Consider the following 1,020-nt stretch of genomic DNA (forward strand, 5'->3'; position numbering starts at 1 on the left):
GCTGTTCCAGGTGGACTGGGTGCCTGCGGGTGCGGTGGTCCGGGATCCCTTTGTCCCTGTTCTGTTCGATGTGGCTGCTTCCGCTGTGGCTGAGGGTCTGTCGGTGCCTGGCGGGGTCCGTGCTGTGGTGGATGCTGTACTGGCGTCGGTGCAGGACTGGCTGGCCGCTGACCGGCCGGGTGAGCGCCTGGTGGTGGTCACCCGTGGTGCGGTGGCGGTGGAGAGGGCCGAGCAGGTCCATGACCTGGCCCAGGCCGCGGTGTGGGGTCTGGTGCGGGCTGCTCAGGCGGAGCAGCCGGACCGGTTGGTCCTGGTGGACGTGGACGGCACTTCGGTCTCTCAGGAGGTGCTGGAGCGGGCGTTGGCGACCGGTGAGCCGCAGCTGGCGCTGCGGGGCGGTGAGGTCCGGGTGCCGAGGCTGACGCCCGCCGTCGTGGAGCGCGGCGCGTCGGAGCCGGTGTTCGGCCCGGAGTCGCGGGTGCTGATCACGGGTGGGACGGGTGCGCTGGGCGCGCTGGTGGCCCGTCACCTGGTGACCGCCCATGGGGTGGGCCATCTGGTGCTGCTGAGCCGTCGTGGCGCGGATGCGCCGGGTGCGGTGGAGCTGGTCGAGGAGCTGACCGGTCTCGGCGCCGAGGTCACCGTGCGGGCGTGCGACGTCGCCGACCGGGTTGCGCTGGGCGCGGCGGTCGAGGGGCTGGCGCTGACGGCGGTCGTGCATACCGCGGGTGTTCTGGATGACGGTGTGGTCACGGCTCTCACGCCCGAGCGTTTCGACAGTGTGCTGCGGGCCAAGGCCGATGCGGCCTGGTACCTGCACGAGCTCACCGCGCATCTGGATCTGACCGCGTTCGTTCTGTTCTCGTCGGTCTCCGGCACGCTCGGCGGTGCCGGGCAGGCCAACTACGCCGCCGCCAACACGTTCCTGGACGCCCTCGCGCAGCAGCGCGTCGCGCAGGGCCGGCCCGCCACCTCCCTCGCCTGGGGCCTGTGGGACGGCCCGGGCATGGGCGGCGAACT

Annotated in this window: 1 protein-coding gene; it reads left to right on the plus strand. The window is 72.5% G+C overall.

Translation table 11 applies throughout. The features are described 5' to 3' along the window. Positions 1-103: 103 nt before the first annotated feature. The coding region (locus tag ACLQ2N_RS35920; protein ID WP_425819989.1) for a beta-ketoacyl reductase at positions 104-1,020 on the plus strand (917 nt) is incomplete at its 3' end.

The sequence above is a fragment of the Streptomyces sp. DT224 genome (genome assembly GCF_049844595.1).
Classification (GTDB): Bacteria; Actinomycetota; Actinomycetes; order Streptomycetales; family Streptomycetaceae; genus Streptomyces.